The 19387-nt window shown below is 65.0% G+C and carries 17 protein-coding genes, 2 tRNA genes and 2 pseudogenes; 10 read left to right on the top strand and 11 right to left on the bottom strand.

The features are described 5' to 3' along the window. Positions 1-103 precede the first annotated feature (103 nt). From htpX to def, 4 genes are all read right to left on the bottom strand, one after another. Positions 104-961 carry a zinc metalloprotease HtpX gene (gene htpX, locus DIE08_RS18415; protein ID WP_006485774.1) on the bottom strand — a complete coding sequence of 286 codons (858 nt, stop codon included), beginning with the start codon at positions 959-961 and terminating at the stop codon, positions 104-106. 100 nt (positions 962-1061) lie between these two features. Further along, positions 1062-1703, bottom strand: a complete 642-nt coding sequence (locus DIE08_RS18410) for a LysE family translocator (RefSeq protein WP_059607512.1) — start codon at positions 1701-1703, stop codon at positions 1062-1064. Between the two features lie 110 nt (positions 1704-1813). Beyond that, complete coding sequence (gene fmt / locus DIE08_RS18405) at positions 1814-2806, bottom strand: methionyl-tRNA formyltransferase (protein ID WP_124902888.1); 993 nt, start codon at positions 2804-2806, stop codon at positions 1814-1816. 34 nt (positions 2807-2840) lie between these two features. Continuing rightward, entirely contained in the window at positions 2841-3344 is a 504-nt protein-coding gene (gene def, locus DIE08_RS18400) for a peptide deformylase (RefSeq protein ID WP_059607517.1), read from the bottom strand. A gap of 229 nt (positions 3345-3573) precedes the next feature. On the opposite strand from def, the gene dprA reads away from it, so the two are divergent. From dprA to DIE08_RS18385, 3 genes are all read left to right on the top strand, one after another. After that, on the top strand, positions 3574-4848 hold the full coding sequence (gene dprA, locus DIE08_RS18395) for a DNA-processing protein DprA (protein WP_124902886.1): 1275 nt from the start codon (positions 3574-3576) through the stop codon (positions 4846-4848). Positions 4849-4884: 36 nt separating this feature from the next. Then, positions 4885-5265, top strand: coding sequence for a thioredoxin family protein (locus DIE08_RS18390; protein ID WP_124627056.1), 381 nt, complete (start codon positions 4885-4887; stop codon positions 5263-5265). Positions 5266-5456: 191 nt separating this feature from the next. After that, positions 5457-8054: a DNA topoisomerase III gene (locus DIE08_RS18385; RefSeq protein WP_124902884.1), complete on the top strand. Its 2598-nt coding sequence runs from the start codon at positions 5457-5459 to the stop codon at positions 8052-8054. Between the two features lie 144 nt (positions 8055-8198). On the opposite strand, the gene DIE08_RS18380 is transcribed toward DIE08_RS18385, so the two are convergent. Continuing rightward, complete coding sequence (locus tag DIE08_RS18380) at positions 8199-9248, bottom strand: LysR family transcriptional regulator (protein WP_124902882.1); 1050 nt, start codon at positions 9246-9248, stop codon at positions 8199-8201. Between the two features lie 426 nt (positions 9249-9674). Here DIE08_RS18380 and DIE08_RS18375 point away from each other — a divergent pair, with 426 nt between their 5' ends. Further along, complete coding sequence (locus tag DIE08_RS18375; protein ID WP_059678959.1) at positions 9675-10688, top strand: D-2-hydroxyacid dehydrogenase family protein; 1014 nt, start codon at positions 9675-9677, stop codon at positions 10686-10688. 49 nt (positions 10689-10737) lie between these two features. On the opposite strand, the gene DIE08_RS18370 is transcribed toward DIE08_RS18375, so the two are convergent. Further along, the gene (locus DIE08_RS18370; RefSeq protein WP_124902880.1) at positions 10738-11604 is read right to left on the bottom strand and encodes a patatin-like phospholipase family protein; all 867 of its coding nucleotides are present in this window, start codon (positions 11602-11604) and stop codon (positions 10738-10740) included. Positions 11605-11612: 8 nt separating this feature from the next. Then, positions 11613-12017, bottom strand: coding sequence for a PaaI family thioesterase (locus DIE08_RS18365; protein WP_011886440.1), 405 nt, complete (start codon positions 12015-12017; stop codon positions 11613-11615). A 191-nt stretch (positions 12018-12208) separates the two neighbouring features. On the opposite strand from DIE08_RS18365, the gene DIE08_RS18360 reads away from it, so the two are divergent. The 3 genes from DIE08_RS18360 (at position 12209) to DIE08_RS18350 (ending at position 14142) form a co-directional block, all read left to right on the top strand. Next, positions 12209-12284 (top strand) — tRNA-Lys (locus DIE08_RS18360). A 417-nt stretch (positions 12285-12701) separates the two neighbouring features. After that, complete coding sequence (locus DIE08_RS18355; protein WP_124902878.1) at positions 12702-13115, top strand: hypothetical protein; 414 nt, start codon at positions 12702-12704, stop codon at positions 13113-13115. A gap of 610 nt (positions 13116-13725) precedes the next feature. Then, positions 13726-14142 (top strand): hypothetical protein, encoded by a 417-nt coding sequence (locus tag DIE08_RS18350; protein WP_124627064.1) that lies wholly within the window; start codon positions 13726-13728, stop codon positions 14140-14142. A gap of 982 nt (positions 14143-15124) precedes the next feature. Here the strand turns inward: DIE08_RS18350 and DIE08_RS36250 are convergent. Further along, positions 15125-15767 (bottom strand): annotated as a pseudogene (locus DIE08_RS36250) (Arm DNA-binding domain-containing protein); the annotation flags it as partial. A 151-nt stretch (positions 15768-15918) separates the two neighbouring features. Here DIE08_RS36250 and DIE08_RS35700 point away from each other — a divergent pair. Together DIE08_RS35700 and DIE08_RS18340 are read left to right on the top strand one after the other, a co-directional pair. Continuing rightward, positions 15919-16016, top strand: a tRNA-Ser gene (locus tag DIE08_RS35700). Positions 16017-16216: 200 nt separating this feature from the next. Continuing rightward, positions 16217-17266, top strand: a complete 1050-nt coding sequence (locus DIE08_RS18340) for a DUF3592 domain-containing protein (protein ID WP_124902876.1) — start codon at positions 16217-16219, stop codon at positions 17264-17266. A 42-nt stretch (positions 17267-17308) separates the two neighbouring features. On the opposite strand, the gene DIE08_RS18335 is transcribed toward DIE08_RS18340, so the two are convergent. Next, a complete protein-coding gene (locus DIE08_RS18335) occupies positions 17309-17923 on the bottom strand; it encodes a CGNR zinc finger domain-containing protein (protein ID WP_124902874.1) in 615 nt (204 codons plus the stop codon). An 81-nt stretch (positions 17924-18004) separates the two neighbouring features. Between DIE08_RS18335 and DIE08_RS18330 the strand changes: the two genes are divergently transcribed. Continuing rightward, a complete protein-coding gene (locus tag DIE08_RS18330) occupies positions 18005-18820 on the top strand; it encodes an alpha/beta fold hydrolase (protein ID WP_124902872.1) in 816 nt (271 codons plus the stop codon). Positions 18821-18854: 34 nt separating this feature from the next. On the opposite strand, the pseudogene DIE08_RS18325 reads toward DIE08_RS18330, so the two are convergent. Both DIE08_RS18325 and DIE08_RS18320 read right to left on the bottom strand, forming a co-directional pair. Then, positions 18855-18998, bottom strand: a pseudogene (locus DIE08_RS18325) (amino acid ABC transporter ATP-binding protein); the annotation flags it as partial. A 161-nt stretch (positions 18999-19159) separates the two neighbouring features. Further along, positions 19160-19387 (bottom strand): aldehyde dehydrogenase family protein (locus DIE08_RS18320; RefSeq protein ID WP_124902870.1); only part of this gene is annotated, 228 nt, incomplete at its 5' end.

Genomic DNA, 19387 nt, shown 5'->3' with positions numbered 1-19387 from the left:
CCGCGCATTGTAGCGCGCGATCATGCGGCCCCTTTACGGGGCGCACAAATGAAACACCCCGCAGCGCGGGGCATGCGGGGTGATGTGTCGAGCGCGACGCGACTTAGTCGAAGCGGCCGGTGCGCGCCATCTCCATCAGGCGCGCGATGCGCTCCTCGGTCGCCGGGTGCGTGGAGAACAGATTCTGCAGACCGCCGCCGTGAAGCGGGTTCATGATCATCATCTGCGCGGTGGCCGGATGCGCTTCGGCCGCCTGGAACGGGATGCCGGCCGCATAGCGATGGATCTTGTCGAGCGCGGTGGCGAGCGACTGCGGATCTCCCGAGATCTGCGCGCCGCCGCGGTCGGCCTCGAACTCGCGCGCTCGCGAGATCGCCATCTGGATCAGCGCACCGGCGATCGGTGCGAGCAACGCGACTGCGATCCCCGCGATCGGGTTGGCCGGACGGCCGTTTTCGTCGCGACCGCCGAAGAACATCGCGAAGTTGGCCAGCGCCGAAATCGCGCCTGCCATCGTCGCGGTGATCGTCGAAATCAGGATGTCGCGATGCTTCACGTGCGCGAGCTCATGCGCCATCACGCCGCGCATCTCGCGCTCGGACAGCACACGCAGGATGCCCGTCGTCGCGGCGACCGCCGCGTGCTCGGGGTTGCGGCCCGTGGCGAACGCGTTCGGCGCGTCCTCATTGATCAGGTAGACGCGCGGCATCGGCAGGTTCGCACGCGTGGCGAGCTCGCGCACCATCCGGTAGAACTGCGGCGCCGTGTTCTCGTCGACCTCCTGCGCGTTGTACATGCGCAGCACCATCTTGTCGGAGAACCAGTACGAGAAGAAATTCATGCCGAGCGCGAACAGCAGCGCGATCGTCATGCCGCGCGAGCCGCCGATCATGCCGCCGATCACGATGAACAGGGCCGTGATCGCGGCCATCAGCATCGCCGTTTTGACCCAATTGAACATACCCACTCCTTATCCGTCAGGGGACCCGCCGCACATTACGATGCACGGCGGAAAATTGTAAGCGATTTGTTAGATAAGGTCTTGCCGGAAAAATTCAATTTCAGCGTTGCGTCGCCGCGAGCCGCAGCCCGAGGCCGACGAAGGCGCTGCCCACCGTGCGGTCAAGCCACTTCCTGACGCCCGGCTTGCCGGAAAAGCGCTGCGTGACGCTGCCCGCGACCCACGCGACGATGCAGCTCCAGACCGTGCTCATCACGAGAAACACCGAACCGAGAGCCAGGAACGCCAGCGCCTTGTGCGGGCTGTCGGCCGACACGAACTGCGGGAAGAACGACACGAAGAACAGCACGACCTTCGGGTTCAGCACGTTGGTCCAGAAACCCTGCATGAACAGCTGGCGCAGCGGCTTCGCGGCCGTGGCCCGCGCCGCCTCGGCGCCTGCCGGCGCGGCGGCCTGCTTCGCGAGGATCATGCGCGCGCCGAGGTAGATCAGGTAAGCGGCACCGACCAGCTTGATCACCATGAACGCGGCGGCCGACGCCGCGAGCAGCGCGGTCAGGCCGAACGCGCACGCAAGCGCGTGCACGCAGCAGCCGGCGGAGATGCCGAGCGCGGACATCAGCCCCGCGCCACGGCCCTGCGCGACGCTGCGGCCGACGATGTACGCCGTATCGGGGCCGGGCGTGACGTTCAGCAGGAAAACCGCGAGCACGAAGAAGCCGAAATGGGTGATGCCAAGCATGAAAACCTCGAAATCGGAAAGCGCAGGGAAATTCTACGCGCGCCTGCCGCGCCGTGCGACTCGGCCATCCGGCCAATTGCGCGCGACCGGCATGTCGGGTCGAATGACGCTCACAGCCCGTCGGGCAACGCGAAGCGCTGGCCCGCGGCGAGCGGCGAGCCGGCCAGGAATTCGCGCGCGGGCAGCCGCTTGCCGCCCGGCTTCTGCAGTTGCGTGACGCGCAGCGCGCCGCCACCGCATGCGACGACCACGCCTTCCGGCGAAGCCTCGACGATCGTGCCGGGCGCCGCGTCGACAATCGCGCCGCGCGCCGCCACGGGCTCGGCCGCCCACAGCTTGATTGCCGCGCCGTCGAGCATCGCGACGCCGCCCGGGAACGGGTCGAACGCGCGCACCTGGCGCGCGAGCACGTCGGCCGGCTTGCGCCAGTCGAGCGCCGCTTCGTGCTTGCCGATCTTTTCCGCGTAAGTCACGCCGTCGGCCGGTTGCGGAGTGGCGGGCAGCGCGCCGTCGCGCTCGAGCCGCACCAGGGCGTCGACGATCAGGCGCGCGCCGTCGGCGGCCAGCCGGTCGTGAAGGGTCGCGGTCGTATCGCCGGCCGCGATCGCGACGCGCGCTTCGTCGATCATCGCGCCGGTGTCGAGGCCGGCGTCCATCTGCATCAGCGTGACGCCCGTCTCGGCGTCACCGGCCTCGATCGCGCGATGGATCGGCGCGGCGCCGCGCCAGCGCGGCAGCAGTGACGCGTGGATGTTGATGCAGCCGGCGCGCGGAATGTCGAGCACTTCCTGCGGCAGCAGCAGGCCGTATGCGGCGACCACCATCACGTCGTGCGGTGTCGTGCGCAGCAGCTCGATCGCGTCGGCCGCCTCCGTCGGGTACTTGCCCGCGCGGCGCAGCGACGTCGGCTGCGCGACGGACATTCCGTGCTCGACGGCATAGCGCTTCACGGCGCTCGCCTGCAGTTTCATCCCGCGCCCGGCGGGGCGGTCGGGCTGGGTGAGCACGAGCGGCACCGGAAAACCGGCCTCGTGGATCGCGGCGAGTGCGGCCGCGGCGAATTCCGGCGTGCCGGCAAAAATCACGCGCAACGTATGGGTCATGAAAGCGTTCGGGATCGGTCTGGGCAAACGCGCGTCACATCGCGCGTTCGAGTTTCTTCATCTTCGTCTTGATACGGGTCTGCTTCAGCGGCGACAGGTATTCGACGAACACGCGACCCATCAGGTGATCCATCTCGTGCTGCACGCACACGGCGAGAAGGCCCTCGCAGTCGAGCTCGAAGGTCTCGCCCTGCTCGTTGAGCGCACGCACACGCACGTGGTCGGGACGCTCGACTTCGTCGTAGATCCCGGGTACCGACAGGCAACCCTCCTCGTAGATCTGTTTCACGTCGCTCGACCAGATGATCTCGGGATTGATGAACGCGCGCAGCTCGTTCTTCTCCTCGGAGACGTCGATCACGATCACGCGCTCGTGCACGTCGACCTGCGTCGCCGCCAGGCCGATGCCCGGCGCGGCGTACATGGTTTCGGCCATGTCGGCGACGAGCTTGCGGATCCGGTCGTCGACCTTGTCGACGGGCTTGGCGACCTTGTGCAGCCGCTTGTCGGGGTAATGAAGAATGTTCAGCAAAGCCATGGTGTTCGGTATTCGGTGGAGCGGCGCGCCGCATCGGCCATCCGGCCGGCTGGCGCCGCCGCCGGGATGCAATGAAGATGAGGCGGACGCGCGGCATGTCAACGCCGCGGGTCTGCCTCCTGCAATTGGCCGGACGCTCGCGCGCGCGGCCCTGTCGAGTATTTCGGATGATGAAAATTTTATCATGGCGCCACGCGGTTCGCTGGCCGCCGCATTCGAGGGGAACCTCATGTCGCCGCAAGCGCTGACGACCTCCGCGTTGCGTGCGTGGCTGCAGCTCTCACATGCGCCGGGACTCTCGCCCGCCGTGCTGCGCGCGCTGCTCGATGCATTCGGCTCGCCGACGGCGCTGCTGCGCGCGTCCGACCAGGCCATCGGTGCGGCGAGCAGCGCTGCCACCGCGCGGGCAGTGCGCACCAGCGAGCGGAACGACCTCGATGCGCGCACCGGCGCCACACTGGCATGGCTCGATACACCGGGCAACGCGATCGTCACGCTCAACGATCCCGTCTATCCGCCGCGGCTGCGCGACCTGCATGATCCGCCACCGCTGCTATATGTAAAGGGCAGGCTGGACTTGCTGCACGGACGCGGGCTCGCCGTGGTCGGAAGCCGCCATGCAACGCCGCAGGGGCTCGCAGACGCCACGCGCTTCTCGCATGCGCTGTCCGATGCGGGCCTCGTGATCGTCTCCGGTCTCGCGCTCGGCATCGACGGCGCCGCACATCGCGGCGGGCTCGACGGCCGCGCCGGCACGGTCGCGGTGATCGCGACGGGTGCCGATCTCGTCTATCCGGCTCGGCACCGCACCCTTGCGCACGAGATTGCCGCACGTGGCGCGATCGTTTCCGAATGGCCGCTCGGCACACCCGCGCGGGCGTCACATTTCCCGCAGCGCAACCGGCTGATCGCTGCGCTCGCGCTCGGCGCGCTCGTCGTCGAAGCCGCGCCGCGCTCCGGCTCGCTGATCACCGCGCGGCTCGCGAACGAGCTGGGCCGCGACGTGTTCGCGATGCCTGGCTCGATCCACGCGCCGCTCGCGCAGGGCTGCCACGCGCTGATCCGCGACGGCGCGAAGCTCACCGCGACGCCGCTCGACGTGCTTGAGGAATACGGGTTGGGCGAACCGGCTGCTCACGCCGGCCGCGCGGCGAATTCGCGTTCGCGCCCCGATAACGGAGGAACAACCGACACCCCCGGGCAGTGCGCGGGCGAGCACATCGGGAAAGCGGGTTCCGCCATTCCGGCCGCTGCGCCCGCCGAGATCGACGGCACGCGAACCGACAACCCGGCCGAACAATCCGTGCTCGCCGCACTGGGATACGGCCCCGTTACTTACGAGTGGCTCGCCGAGCACACCGGCTTGCCCGACGACGCGCTGCACCGCTCGCTACTCGGGCTCGAACTGGCCGGCCGCGTTGCGAGCATGCCCGGCGGACGCTTCGCGCGGCTTGACGCAACGCCCACCCCGCCCGCGTCCGGCGTGCTACAGTCCCCCGCATAGAGGCGGCCGTGCCGCCGACGCTACTCAAGGAATTCCATGCCCGCGCTGAATCTCGACACCGATGCCGATCGGATCGCCGAGCGCCTCGCCGATCCCGACACGCTGCTGGTCGCCTGCCTGTGCGCCGAATGGTGCGGCACCTGCCGCGAGTACCGAACGGCCTTCGACCAGCTCGCCGACGCCCATCCCGAGGCCTGCTTCGCGTGGATCGACGTCGAAACCCATGCCGACCGGCTCGACGATCTCGACGTCGAGAATTTCCCGACGATCCTGATCGAGGACGCGAACACCGCGCGCTTCTTCGGCACGGTGCTGCCGCACGCGGCGATCGTCGAACGGATGCTGTCCGACCTGAGCGCCGTGCCCGGCGCGCCGCACGCACCGAAATTGCGCAATATCCTGAATGTCGAGGCGTAAGCCGCACGCCAGCCCGGCAGCTTTTCGCGCCGTCGCGCGTGCCGCCACGCCGGGCGCTTGCCGCCATTGCGGCCCCCCACTATGATGAGCCGCTTTTTGCACGCCGCGCCGCCGTCGCCACGGCGTGTGCTATAAAGCCGTCGTAAAAGGGACCCACGCCGGCGAACCCGGTCTACCAACACACATCTGTCATGTCCAAAGCACTGATCATTGCGGAAAAGCCTTCTGTCGCGAACGACATCGCGCGCGCTTTGGGCGGCTTTACAAAGCATGACGAGTACTTCGAGAGCGACGAATTCGTCCTGTCGTCCGCGGTCGGCCACCTGCTGGAAATCGCCGCCCCGGAAGAGTACGAGGTCAAGCGGGGGAAATGGAGCTTCGCTCATCTGCCCGTCATCCCCCCGCATTTCGACCTGAACCCGATCGCAAAAAGCGAGTCGCGCCTGAAAGTCCTGACCAAGCTCATGAAGCGCAAGGACGTCGACCGCCTGATCAACGCATGTGACGCGGGGCGCGAGGGCGAGCTGATTTTCCGCCTGATCGTGCAGCACGCGAAGGCGAAGCAGCCGGTCCAGCGCCTTTGGCTGCAGTCGATGACGCCGCAGGCGATCCGCGACGGTTTCGCGCATCTGCGCAGCGACACGGACATGCAGCCGCTCGCCGACGCCGCACGCTGCCGCTCGGAAGCCGACTGGCTCGTCGGGATCAACGGCACGCGGGCGATGACCGCGTTCAACAGCAAGGGCGGCGGCTTCTTCTTGACGACCGTCGGCCGCGTTCAGACGCCAACGTTGTCGATCGTCGTCGAACGTGAAGAGAAAATCCGCCGTTTCGTCCCGCGCGACTACTGGGAAGTGAAGGCCGAGTTCGCGTGCGCGGGCGGCTTCTACGAAGGCAAGTGGTTCGACCCGAAATTCAAGCGCGACGAATTCGATCCGGAAAGGCGCGACTCCCGCCTGTGGAGCCTGCCGGCCGCCGAAACGATCGTCGCCGCGTGCCGCGACCATGTCGGCACGGTGTCCGAGGAATCGAAGCCGTCGACGCAACTGTCGCCGCTGCTGTTCGACCTGACGAGCCTGCAGCGCGAGGCGAACAGCCGCTTCGGCTTCTCCGCGAAGAACACGCTCGGTCTCGCGCAGGCGCTGTATGAAAAGCACAAGGTGCTGACGTACCCGCGTACCGACGCGCGCGCGCTGCCGGAAGACTACATCTCGACGGTGCAGTCCACGCTCGAGATGCTCAAGGAGAGCCACAACTATCTGCCGCACGCGAAGCAGGTGCTCGACAAGGGCTGGGTGAAGCCGAACAAGCGGATCTTCGACAACTCGAAGATCAGCGACCACTTTGCAATCATCCCGACGCTGCAGGCGCCGAAGTCGCTGTCCGAGCCAGAGCAGAAGCTGTACGACATGGTCGTGAAGCGCTTCCTCGCGGTGTTCTTCCCGGCGGCCGAATTCCGCGTCACGACGCGGATCACCGAAGTCGCCGGTCATCACTTCAAGACCGAAGGCAAGGTGCTCGTCGAGCCGGGCTGGCTGCAGGTGTACGGCCGCGACGCCGAAGGCGCGGACGCGAACCTCGTGCCGGTGCAGAAGGACGAGAAGGTGAAGACGGACGAGATCGCCGCCGTCGCGCTCGTGACGAAGCCGCCCGCACGCTACTCGGAAGCGACGCTGCTGTCGGCGATGGAAGGCGCGGGCAAGCTCGTCGAGGACGACGAGCTGCGCGAGGCGATGGCCGCGAAGGGCCTCGGCACGCCGGCGACGCGCGCGGCGATCATCGAAGGCCTGCTCGGCGAGAAATATCTCGTGCGCGAAGGCCGCGAACTGATCCCGACCGCGAAGGCATTCCAGCTGATGACGCTGCTGCGCGGGCTCGGCGTGAAGGAACTGACCGCGCCCGAGCTCACCGGCGAATGGGAATACAAGCTGTCGCAGATGGAGCGCGGCAACCTCGGGCGTGACGCGTTCATGCAGGAAATCGCCCGCATGACGCAGCAGATCGTCAAGCGCGCGAAGGAATACGATTCCGACACGATCCCGGGCGATTACGCGACGCTCGAGACACCCTGCCCGAACTGCGGCGGCCAGGTGAAGGAAAACTACCGCCGCTTCGCGTGCACGAAGTGCGAGTTCTCGATCTCGAAGATTCCGGGTAGCCGACAGTTCGAGATCGCGGAAGTCGAGGAATTGCTGCAGCAGAAGACCATCGGTCCGCTGTCCGGCTTCCGCAGCAAGATGGGCCGCCCGTTCTCGGCGATCCTCAAGCTCTCGTTCGACGACGAGACGAAGAACTACAAGCTTGAGTTCGACTTTGGCCAGGACCAGGGCGGCGAGGAAGGTGAGGCGCCAGACTTCTCCGCGCAGGAACCGGTCGGCGCGTGCCCGAAGTGCAAGGGCCGCGTGTTCGAGCACGGGATGAGCTATGTGTGCGAGCACTCGGTCGCGAATCCGAAGACCTGCGACTTCCGTTCGGGCAAGGTGATCCTGCAGCAGGAAATCACGCGCGAGCAGATGGCGAAGCTGCTGGCCGACGGCCGCACGGATCTGCTGCCGAACTTCAAGTCGTCGCGCACGGGCCGCAACTTCAAGGCCTTCCTCGTGAAGCAGCCGGACGGCAAGATCGGTTTCGAGTTCGAGAAGAAGGAGCCGAAGGCTGCCGCCGCGAAGAAGACGGCAAAATCGGCGACGAAGGACGCCGAAACCGTGACGGAAGGCGCCGAAGAGAAACCGGCACCGGCTCGCAAGACCGCCGCCCGCAAGACGACGGCGCGCAAGACGGGCTCGTAATGCTCCGGCTGCCGGGGGTCTCCCCCCCGGCGCGTCGCGCGCCGGTCGAACGACCATGAAAGCGGCAATAAAAAAACGCGGATCGATCGCTCGATCCGCGTTTTTTTTTGATGCCGGCCGTCTCTGTGCGCGGCCGCCGCGACGTTACAGCGGCGACGGCACCGCGACCCGCGCGCGCGGCGAACGCGCGAGGCGCGGCTGCAGGTTCGGGTCGGTCGATTCGGGTGGCTCGGCACGCATCTCGACGCCGATCGGCGCAGGCGCAGCACCCTGTGCCGCCCACTGTTCGCCCATCGTCGCGTCGGTCGCGTGGCTGAAATACTCGACGAGGTGGTCGATGAACGTCCGCACCTTCGCAGGCAGATGGCGCCGGCTCGGATAGGCGATGTTGATCTCGACCTGCGGCAGCCGGAAATCCGGCAGCAGCCGCACCAGCGCACCGCGCGCGATGTCGCTGCCGATCAGGTAGCTCGGCAGGATCGCGACACCCATCCCGAGCAGCGCGAACTGGCGCAGCATCGCAGTGTTGTTCGCGACGATCACGTTGGTCGGACGCACGCGCACTTCGCCGTCCGGCCCCGTGAACACGCGCTCGTCGCCCCAGTATTCGGTCGGCAAGCTCAGCGCCGGGTGCTCGGCGAGGTGTTCCGGGTGGGTCGGCACGCCGTGCTTTTCCAGGTAGCTCGGCGTCGCACACACGGTCATGCAGCCCGTGGTCAGCCGCCGCGTGACGATGCTCGCACTGCGCATCTGACGCGTGACGACGATCCCGACGTCGAAACCTTCCTCGACGAGATCGACCTGGCGGTCGACCAGCGTCAGATCCGGCACCACCTTCGGAAATTTCTCGGTGTACGACTGCAGGACGGGGGCAAGGTTGTGCAGGCCGAACACGACCGGCGCGACGATGCGCAACGTGCCGACCGGCTCGTGATTGCGCGCGACGACCATCTGTTCGACATCCTCGAGCTCATCGAGAATCTGGCGCGCCCGCTCCAGGTAGACCTGGCCCGACTCCGTCAGCGAAAGGCTGCGCGTGGTGCGGTTCAGCAGGCGCGTGCCGAGCCGGCCTTCCAGATCGGCGACGTGACGCGTCGCGACCGCGTTGGAGATATCCATTGCACTCGCGGCCCGCGCGAAACTGCCGAGATCCGCAACCTTGACGAACACGCGCATCGACTGCAAATGATCCATAAACGACTCCTGCCGCTGTTACAACTTCAAAAAGTTGAAGCATATGCGTAATTCTCCTACGACAGCGGAAATGATGCAGAGTTGCTCAACAAGGCCCGCGTTGACGATAAAAATAGTCAAAAATCCTCACTCATCGCGAATGGATGATCCAATTATTCTGATTGAAGCAACAATTGGGTGAACCTCATCCGGTAAGCGGCCGAATCAGGAAGGACGTGTCTGATGCGACACAACATCGCACCCCGTCGCACCCGACGGGAGCGACGCCGGGTCAGGCCAGAGCCGATTGCGGCGGAGCGTAACAACCTGTTAAAAAGACACCAAGACGTCCGCCGACGTAGCATCATGTCGGCCCCGGCCGGGCGGGACGGGTGCGCGACGTGCGCCGCCGCCACTGCCGCTTTCAACGCGCGACTCCCGCTGATCATGAAAATTGCCATCCTCGACGACTACCAGGACGCCGTCCGCAAGCTGAACTGCTTCGAGATGCTTGCCGAGCACGACGTGAAGGTCTTCAACAACACGGTTCGCGGCCTGGGGCAACTCGCGAGCCGCCTGGCGGAAGTCGAGGCGCTCGTGCTGATTCGCGAGCGCACGCCGATTTCGTCGCAATTGCTCGCCAAGCTGCCGAACCTGCGCATGATCAGCCAGACCGGCCGTATCTCGAGCCACATCGACCTCGAAGCATGTACCGACCGCGGCATCGCGGTGCTCGAAGGCACGGGTTCACCGGTCGCGCCCGCCGAACTGACCTGGGCGCTCGTGATGGCCGCCCAGCGCCGCATTCCGCAATACGTCGCGAACCTGAAACAGGGTGCCTGGCAGCAATCGGGCCTGAAGACGTCGGCGCTGCCGCCGAACTTCGGTCTCGGCCAGGTGCTGCGCGGCCAGACGCTCGGCATCTGGGGCTACGGCAAGATCGGCCGGCTGGTCGCCGGCTACGGCAAGGCGTTCGGGATGAACGTGCTGATCTGGGGCCGCGAGCATTCGCTCGAGGCCGCGCGCGCCGACGGCTACACGGCCGCCGAGAGCCGCGAAGCGCTGTTCGAGCAGAGCGACGTGCTGTCGCTGCACCTGCGCATGCACGACGACACGCGCGGGATCGTCAAGCAGGAAGACCTGATGCGGATGAAGCCGACGTCGCTGCTCGTCAACACGAGCCGCGCTGAGCTGCTCGAGGAAAACGCGCTCGTCAACGCGCTGTCGCACAACCGTCCGGGGATGGTCGCGATCGACGTGTTCGAGAGCGAGCCGATCCTGCAGGGCTACAGCCTGCTGCGGATGGAAAACGTGATCTGCACGCCGCACATCGGCTACGTCGAGCGCGAAAGCTACGAGCTCTACTTCAGCGCGGCGTTCCGCAACATCCTCGCGTTCGACCAGGGCGACATGTCGAGCGTCGTCAACCCGGAAGCACTGACGCCGCGCCGCGTGCGCTGACCGGCGCGGGCCGCGCTCGCCGCGCGGCCCCGTTTCTCCGTTCCCGCCTTCAGGCGGCCACGCGGCCGCCCGTCATCGCGTCGACGCGCGTGAGGAAATGCTCGCCGTCGCGCCGTCCGAGGTCGTACGCATGCCGCATCTGCGACGGACTCGTGTAATCCCAGCTCGAAATCGGCACCTTGCTCGACGGCTGTACATAGAGCCGCCTCTGGTCGCCGTGCGCGACCGTGAACATCTGCGGGCGCGGATACAGCCGCGTGACGAGTACCAGCACGTCACCCGGCGATGCGTCGAGCGCGTCGACCGGCACGTTGTCGACCATCCCCCCGTCGAGTACGGGCCGCCCGCCGCGGCGCAGCACCGGCGTGAACGGCGGCGTGCACGACGACTGCAGGATCAGGTCGGCGAGTTCGTCGACGCTTGCGCATGCCTGCGCGCGCACGAATTCGGGCCGGAAGCCGAGCGTGCGCCCGAGCGTCGGGTGCAGCGTCTTGCGCACGTATTTCTCGATGTTGTACGCGACGAGGCCGGCGGCGACCGCACTGCGCGCGCCGAGCCAGCGCGGCACGTGCGACACGCCGATGCGGATCTCCGGCGCCGCGGCGAGCTTCGCGAACGGCTCGCCGTAGATGTCGAGCAATGCCTGACGGTAGATCCGGTAATGCGGAAACACCGGCTCGCGCCCGAACAGGTTGCCCCAGTACGCGTTCTTGCGGTTGTGGCGCAGCGCCCCCTCGTAATAGCGCATCACCCACGCGGCATCGCGCGTATACAGCATGCAGGCGGTCGCCGCGCCGGCCGAGATGCCGGCGATCACGCGCGGGCGCAAGCCGAGCGCCGGCTGGGCAACGTCCCAGAAGCCGGCCTGCCACCAGCAGCGATTGCCGCCGCCCGCGAAAACGATCTGGTCGAACATCGCGCCGCTCAGCTGACGAGCGCGTAGGTCGACGTTGCGTGAACGGCCATCTTGCCGTCCTCGTCGAACAACTCGACTTCGCCGAACACCAGGTTGCGGCCCATCCGCAGCACGCGCGCGGTGACGAGCACGTCGCCCTTGCGCACCGGACGCATGAAATTCGTGTTCAGCGAGACGGTGGTCATCGGCCGGAATTCGCCGAGCGCGGCCGAGATCGCGACCACCATCGCGGTGTCAGCCGCGGCCGTGAACACCTGCCCGCAGATGATGCCGCCCGAATGACGGAATTCGCCGGAAAACGGCAGGCGCATCGTGACGCTGTCGTCGCCGATCGATACGGGGACCAGACCGAGCGAGCGGACCCACGGGGCCAGCAGGCGATCCAGCAATTCGCGGACTGCGTTTTCGTCCATCTTCGAATGTCCAGAAAACGTTGCGCGACCGCCGCGCAACGGGTGTGGACGTCATCATACCGGGAGCGCGCCAACTGCGATCGCTCGTGAGCGCGCGAGGAGCCGCCGGGGCCGTGACGAAGTATTTTCAGGAAATTTGCAGAAAGCGCTTGCCAAGTCCGAAATACCCATGCATAATCTTTCTTCTGTTGGGGGCGTTAGCTCAGTTGGTAGAGCAGCGGACTCTTAATCCGTAGGTCGAGTGTTCGAGTCACTCACGCCCCACCAGGAATTTCAAGGACTTACCTCGCATGCGCGGGTAAGTCCTTTTTCATTTCCGGCATCGTGTAGGCGCCATGTAGGCATTTCGGATCCACGTCGATCGATGTCCACCAACATGCGATGCGGCCCATCACCAGTTTGCGCCACCTGCGACAGGTGCTCAGCGCGTCCAAAGCGGGAGGACGGAGAGATCAAACTGCCTGATTGAACGCTCAGCCACTGAACTACGCTTCGCGCCTCGGCACAAGCGTGGTCCATGCTGACAATCACTCGAAGCCAACGCTCAAGAGGTACAGTTCTGGACTGGTTTCTCGGGCCTTGCGCCACTGGTGCTCACTGCCAACTTCTACCCGCCGCCCTTGCTCCACCGCCACATCCGCAACTCGCTTCGCTGAACTTGTCAGAAAGATTGGAACAAGTGCGATGCTCTCCACACAAAAGCGAAAAACCAGGGCCCGCAAAAGGCTACTGGGGGTAGTGAGGGAGCAGCGCCGCCTGGCCAAGACGTCCGGATTGCACGCCGGCGCCGTGACGCTCACCTTCAGCAACGACGCATCCTTCTGTGCCCAGCACATCAGTGAATTCCTTGCACGGTTGCGCCAGGTACTCAAGCGCCGTGGCCATGCACTGCCCTACGCCTGGCTGCTCGAGCGCGGAGGTCGACTTCACTACCACCCGATGCCGTGGCTACCACGCGACTTTTCCCTGGACAAAGAGAAGCTCATGGAATGGTGGCCTTGGGGCGCCACGTGGACCGCCTGCGGCAAGCAGCTGCACCGGGGTGGCGCATTCGACTGCGCTTCATTAAATCTTCTCCGATACATATTATTATCATGATTAAATTTTTCGCGCGTCGGGATAGCGCCGCCCGCAATAACTCCACCCGCGCCGAAAAATCAAAATGAAACTTCTTGTAACGCGCCCTATTCTTAAAGCTAACAAAACAAATTGGAGGCCACCCGCTTAAAGACAATTCAACACCCACTTTTGTCGACACCTCATCAGGCAAGACCCAACACCCGTTTGCGACCCGCTCAATTCAGGCCGGCAGCGCGCGATGGTTATTTTTTGAAATTTAAATAATCCAACAATACTTTCGGCCAACTTGTTGCGTCACTACCGCTCGGCATATCATCATAAGTAGTTTAAGATATTATTATTACAAAACTAGACCAATTATTCGGATGATTAAAGCGCGAGTTTTGGCTTAAAGAATTTAATGACAAAAGCCATATCGACGACGATTCACCGTCAAGGAGAGCCTATGGAAAAACCTTCTTATGAAATATGGAAGTGCTGAATCCAGGCTTGCTTAAGTGGTGTGGGCAAGCGTGACTTTAATGTTTCACTTTCTGTGTGCGAGGCTCATATGAAACGAATAACAATAGCGACGGCTCTTGCCGTTGCCGCGGCCACGGCTTTGGCCGCGACGGCAGGGGCGCACTTCATGAGTGCGACCGAGAGTGTTGCCGACAGTGGCGCGCTTGTTGTCGCCTTCGATGAAGCCGGTCTCGGAAACCAGAACGTAAATTACACGCTGACCGCGCAGGCCACCGCCGTGTATGCATGCTTCAATGGCGGCGGCAACCATCCTGCGGCCAGCAACAAGGTGGGCCCATCGGCCCTCAGCGCATCTCTCAGTAACGTACAGCCCAAGAATGGTCGGGTCATAGCCAGCATCACGGTCGGGCCGCCGGCGAACACGACGCTCTCTTGCCCATCTGGGCAAACCCTCGCGCTGGCGTGCGTGAGTTACACCGACGTTACACTGACAGATACGACAAATCAGGTCGATGCCGATGGCGTGCTATCCGGAACGACCAGCCGGACATTTGTGAGCGGCAAGGGAATCAGTTGTAGTTGATGCAACCCCGTTCCGCAAAACAAGAAGGCTGAAATGAGCCACGCCCCTCGCGAGCATGGCGACAGAATACGGTGCCCCTTCTTCTGCAACCCTGGCCGAAAAGTTCAGGTCAGGGTTTTCCGCCTTCAACCGGCTGCCAAGAGAGACATGTGCCCCTCCTGGCCTTGGCGTTATATTCCGGCGGTAGCTCGGTCGGCTGCGTGTAGAAGAATAGTCCATCCGGACTGCAGCTTTGATGCCGCGGGCATCAATTTCGGGATGTTCCATTTCCCGCACCACGAACAAGCACTCGTGGCCGCGCTTCTCGTCCCACGGCACGACGGCAGGATTGCCTTTACGGTCAGTGCGAGCCGCGATAAGTCCATCGCATTGGACAAAACGGCACGCTATAACACACGGCGTTCGCTTGCGTTCGCCTGTGCTACATCAAGCGCAGCCGTTCCCCGTGGGATACCTTTTGCACGAAGTACAAATGCGGAAGGCCGCCCACGTAACCCCGCCGACGAGCCTCCTCGAACAGTCGCTTCGATTGTTCGCGAACGCCGTGAAACCCGGGCTGGTTGGCGAGACGCTGCAGCAGCACCCCCAGGGAATTGGCGTGGTGCCTGTTGCTGAATTCGGCAATGAGCGCGTAGTGTTCCGCCATCTCGCTCGCCGGACGACGCCAGGTCCACGCTGTCCGGCCGCGGTCCGGTCGCCGCACGAGTTCGTATCCCAGCCACGCCATACGCGGTTTGTCTGCGATGCCGTGCACTTGCTCACCGTCCATGCCCTCTCCGCCGGTTGCGAGCATCAGCCACTCAACCTGCTCGTACCCTTCTGGCCAGTACATCACCAGCAGCGCGTTCGCCAAGCCATGCTTCCGCTTGGTAACGCGTTGCGCGGGTGTGCAGCCAATTCCGTAGCGAAGATGAAATTTCTTGGCCAGCGCTTCGGCCTTGCTCGCGTTCACGCTGCCTCGCGTGTATCGGCAGTAGCCCTTCGGAATCACACCGCGATACGCCGGGGTCTCGCTCGCCCAGCGAATAAACGCGCGCAATAGGCGATACGATAGTGCGGTCATCGTCGGACGTTCGCGGGTTTGCTCTTCAAGCCACCCCGCGATGCGCTCGCCGGTCAGGTCGGACAGTTTCAATGGGAGCAGCACCGCGAGCGGTCCTGGCGTCGTTACACCGGTGCCGCGCTATCTCGGCTTGCCACCCGCGTCGGCATGCTGCACATGGTCCCTGAAAGTTCGTTCGCTCCACCGGGCTTTGCGAGCCTGAGTCGACGCCCCATGCGTCACCAAAGGTCGTCGCTTGGCGGCGTGCTTCCTCTTTGCGTGCCTCATGGGCCGCACGCTGCTCAGCCTTGATCTCGCGCGGGTCCTTCCCGTCATCTACCAGCGTTTTCAGTCGGGCCGCCTCAGTGCGTGCCTTACCCAACTCCCATGCGCGCGCGTCGCCGATCGTCACGCGGACCGTCTTGCCAAAAAGACGCGATTCGAAAATATAGGCACGGGCACCTGCTGCCGTCACCCGCAGTCCCAGCCCGGTGGTCTTCGCATCCCAAAAAATGCTCTGCTGTCTGCCTGGTTCGCACTCGTAGCCGCTTACCCGCGTTGCCGTGAAGTTCTCTTTCTGCATCGCTCGCCTCGAATAAGGGGCCACTGTCATGTAGGCGCCATGTAGGCAAATTCTGCAATAATCGATCAACGCCAGTCAATTTGACCCCATTTCAATATAGGCGATAACTGATCGATGAAAGCCGCGCCCACATTGGATTTGAGGCATGTAAGGGAACGTCGGTCAACGCCGATTAATCCCGATGCTAATACCAACTTGCACGGACTCTTAATCCGTAGGTCGAGTGTTCGAGTCACTCACGCCCCACCAGGAATTTCAAAGGCCGGTCAGCGCAAGCTGACCGGCCTTTTTCCATTCCGGCGACCGATTCAGGCCCTCGCCCGACTCCCCAGCATCACGGCATGCAATTACATACATGCCTCGCCCGTGCACTTTCCGCTAGAATCGTCCGACAAAATATCACACGACCGGGACGGCGATCGCCATATCGCCCCCGGCACTGAGAGAGCATGGGACGTCAGACATGGAATCATGTGAGCGAGACGCGACCATTCGGAGGGCACGGTCACGCCGACAGCCGCGCGCACGTCGAGTCGCGCCATCCCCCCGATCGCATCCGGCCCCGTCGCACGACGCGCACCGCGGATCCGGCCATGCCACGTAAGGACGCGCTCGTCGCACTCGCGCTCGGCGTTGCGCTGCTCGTGGTCGCAGCGATGCTCGCCGTCACCGCGAGCCGTGCGGTGGGTGATCTGGTCCGTACGCCGGGCACGGTCGTGCGCATCGTGCAGGACAGCGACGCGATGCGCGGATACCGTCCGATCGTCGCCTATCTCGCGAACGACGGCCACCGCCGTGAAGTCGCCGGCAATACTGCATCGGTGGTCCCGGCGTACGACATCGGCGAAAGCGTCGACGTCCTGGTCGATCCTGCCCATCCGAACCGTCCCGCGCTGATCGACGATTTCACGCAGCGCTGGTTTCCCGTCGCGGTGCCGGCACTGCTCGCGGTCGCGTCGCTTGCGGTCGGCTGCCTGCTGTATGGGAGCGAGCGCCGCAGCCGGCGAGACGACGCGCTTGCCGCACCGGCCGCCGGCAAGACGGCCCGGCGCCGCTGGAACATCGCGATCGTGCTGGTACCGATCGCGATCGGCACCGGCTTCCTGGCCGGCGCCGGTGCTGCCGGGCTGCGCCAGTGGCAGATCGCCCGCCATTACGCGCACTCGACCGGCCACGTCGTCGAGATCACCGAATCGGCACAATCGTCCCGCACACGCACGTCGCTCTATTCGGCGACCATCGCGTTCACGACGGACAGCGGCCGCCCGGTCACGTTCGCGCAAGGCTCGGCTTCATCGCGCCCCGGGCTGTACGAAGGCGAGGTGGTCAACGTGCTGTACGACCCCGTCATACCCGAGCGCGCGGTCATCGACCGGTTCTGGGACCGGTGGGGACTCACGGCGATCCTGTTCGCGATCGGCGCACCGTTCCTCGCCACCGGATTGTTCGTCATCGGTGCGCTGTGGCCCGATCATCGGCCGCACGAACTCGCTGAATGATGAACGCGGAGGAGACGGGCCGTCGACGCCGCGGCCCTGGCCTCACCGCTCCCTGAACGCCTCCACCTTCGCGCGATTCCCGCAGGTGCGCATGTTGCACCAGCGTCGCCCGACGCCGCGGCCGTGGTCGACGAAGAACCACGTACAGCGGCCGCACTGCCGCACGCGCGCGAAGTCGTCGCCACGTAGCAGATGCTCGAACCCGAGCGCGGCCGCGTCGACCCAGCGCGACGCGGCACGCGCATCGGGCCGCCACGCGAAGCGGCCATCGACCGCGTCAAACGAGCTGCGCCCGATCGCATCGCGGATCGCCTCCGCGAGCCGGCCTGCCGCTCGCGCGCCGGCGCTGCCGCCGCCACCGCTCGTCAGGTGCGCGAACGCCACGTACGCATCCTCGCGAAAACCATGCAGCGCGGCGAGTTCGTCCGCGCCGTCCTGCCGGGGATGACGCAGAAACCGTGTCAGGTCGGCCCCAGCCAGCAACCCCGATTTCCCCGCCCATGCGCGCACGGCCGCCCAGTCGACGAGTTTGTCCTCGTCGCGTGTCTTGCCCGTGTCGGCCACCGTGTTCAGGAAATCGAGCGCCGGATGGCCGCCGACGAAATCGGCCGCGCTCCATACGTGCGCCTGTCGCCCAGGCTCGTGTCGAGTAACCATTTATTTCCACCTATCGGTTTCATATCCGGATGAACAGGCGTAACCTGTTATCAACCTAAACAGGTTATCACGGAGGCGCCGATGCTCGATCTCGCCAATCACTTCGTTTTCGACGGTCACCGGATCGCATGGGGCACGCTCGGTGAAGGGCCGCCGCTCGTGCTCGTGCACGGAACGCCGTTTTCGTCGCAGGTGTGGCGCCGGATCGCGCCATGGCTCGCGCGACGCCATCGCGTGTTCTTCTACGACCTGCTCGGCTACGGCCAGTCGGACATGCCCGACGCGGACGTATCGCTCGGCCGGCAGAACGTGCTGTTCGGCGCACTGCTCGACGAATGGAATATTTCGCGCCCGCGCGTGCTCGCCCACGACTACGGCGGTGCAACCGTGCTGCGCGCGCACTTCCTCGACGGCATCGCGTATTCGGACCTGACGCTCGTGAACCCGGTTGCGATCGCGCCGCAAGGCTCGCCGTTCGTGCGGCATGTCGCGCAGCACGAAGCCGCGTTCACAGGGCTGCCCGCGTATGCGCACCACGCGCTCGTGTCGGCCTATATCGGCAATGCCGTCGCGCGACCGTTGAGCGACGACGTGCTGTCGATCTATCGCTCGCCATGGCTCACGCCGGCCGGCCAGCCGGCGTTCTATCGGCAGATCGCGCAGATGCGCCAGCGTTACATCGAGGAAGCCGAGGCACGCTATGCGCCGCCGGACTTTCCGGTGCGCATCGTGTGGGGCGAGGACGACGTGTGGATTCCGCTCGAACAGGGGCAGGCCCTCGCCGATCGCATCGCGGGCGGCAGGCTGATCCGCGTGCCCTGTGCAGGCCACCTCGTTCAGGAAGATGCACCGGAAGCGATCGTCGCCGCCGTGCTCGACGGACGCCGACAGGATTGATCGCCCCCGCAGCCGCGTGGCGTGGCGTGGCGCGTCAGAAGGCCGGTACGCCACGCGCGAGCGTCGCGACGAATTTCGCGGTGCTGGAGTCGCCCGGTCGCCCGAACAAGTCGCGCGATGCGCCAGCCTCGACGACACGGCCATCCGCGAGAAACACCGCATCGTGCGCACGTATCGCCGGCACTGCGAGCAGGTTCACGCAGCGCGGCAACGTGCGCTTGCATCCTACCGACGCGCGCAAGCCCGGCAAAAACGCAAATCGGCTAACGATGTGTGCCGATCGAACAACGCCCGCACTGGCCGCGAAGCCGGTGCGGGCGCGGGCACATTGCGTGCCGCTTACCACGGCAGCGAATAGGTCTTCGTGTTCGTGAAGCTCTTCATCGCCTCCTGCACGCCTTCCTTGTAGCCAAGCCCCGAATCCTTCACGCCGCCGAACGGCGTCAGTTCGAGCCGGTAGCCCGGCACCTCGCGCACGTTCACGCTGCCGACTTCCAGCTCGGTGATGAAGCGCGTGATGTTGTCGAAGCGGTTCGTGCAGACCGACGACGACAGCGCATAGTCGGT

It is taken from the genome of Burkholderia sp. Bp9004 (assembly GCF_003858025.1).
Taxonomy (GTDB): Bacteria; Pseudomonadota; Gammaproteobacteria; order Burkholderiales; family Burkholderiaceae; genus Burkholderia; species Burkholderia diffusa.
The sequence above is the reverse complement of the archived record's forward strand: the minus strand, read 5'-3'. Positions and strand labels throughout refer to the sequence as shown.

Coding starts and splice junctions, on each gene's coding strand:
- htpX (WP_006485774.1), bottom strand. CDS start 961: ATGTTCAATTGGGTCAAAACGGCGATGCTGATGGCCGCGATCACGGCC.
- DIE08_RS18410 (WP_059607512.1), bottom strand. CDS start 1,703: ATGCTTGGCATCACCCATTTCGGCTTCTTCGTGCTCGCGGTTTTCCTG.
- fmt (WP_124902888.1), bottom strand. CDS start 2,806: ATGACCCATACGTTGCGCGTGATTTTTGCCGGCACGCCGGAATTCGCC.
- def (WP_059607517.1), bottom strand. CDS start 3,344: ATGGCTTTGCTGAACATTCTTCATTACCCCGACAAGCGGCTGCACAAG.
- dprA (WP_124902886.1), top strand. CDS start 3,574: ATGTCGCCGCAAGCGCTGACGACCTCCGCGTTGCGTGCGTGGCTGCAG.
- DIE08_RS18390 (WP_124627056.1), top strand. CDS start 4,885: ATGCCCGCGCTGAATCTCGACACCGATGCCGATCGGATCGCCGAGCGC.
- DIE08_RS18385 (WP_124902884.1), top strand. CDS start 5,457: ATGTCCAAAGCACTGATCATTGCGGAAAAGCCTTCTGTCGCGAACGAC.
- DIE08_RS18380 (WP_124902882.1), bottom strand. CDS start 9,248: ATGGATCATTTGCAGTCGATGCGCGTGTTCGTCAAGGTTGCGGATCTC.
- DIE08_RS18375 (WP_059678959.1), top strand. CDS start 9,675: ATGAAAATTGCCATCCTCGACGACTACCAGGACGCCGTCCGCAAGCTG.
- DIE08_RS18370 (WP_124902880.1), bottom strand. CDS start 11,604: ATGTTCGACCAGATCGTTTTCGCGGGCGGCGGCAATCGCTGCTGGTGG.
- DIE08_RS18365 (WP_011886440.1), bottom strand. CDS start 12,017: ATGGACGAAAACGCAGTCCGCGAATTGCTGGATCGCCTGCTGGCCCCG.
- DIE08_RS18355 (WP_124902878.1), top strand. CDS start 12,702: ATGCTCTCCACACAAAAGCGAAAAACCAGGGCCCGCAAAAGGCTACTG.
- DIE08_RS18350 (WP_124627064.1), top strand. CDS start 13,726: ATGAGTGCGACCGAGAGTGTTGCCGACAGTGGCGCGCTTGTTGTCGCC.
- DIE08_RS18340 (WP_124902876.1), top strand. CDS start 16,217: ATGGGACGTCAGACATGGAATCATGTGAGCGAGACGCGACCATTCGGA.
- DIE08_RS18335 (WP_124902874.1), bottom strand. CDS start 17,923: ATGGTTACTCGACACGAGCCTGGGCGACAGGCGCACGTATGGAGCGCG.
- DIE08_RS18330 (WP_124902872.1), top strand. CDS start 18,005: ATGCTCGATCTCGCCAATCACTTCGTTTTCGACGGTCACCGGATCGCA.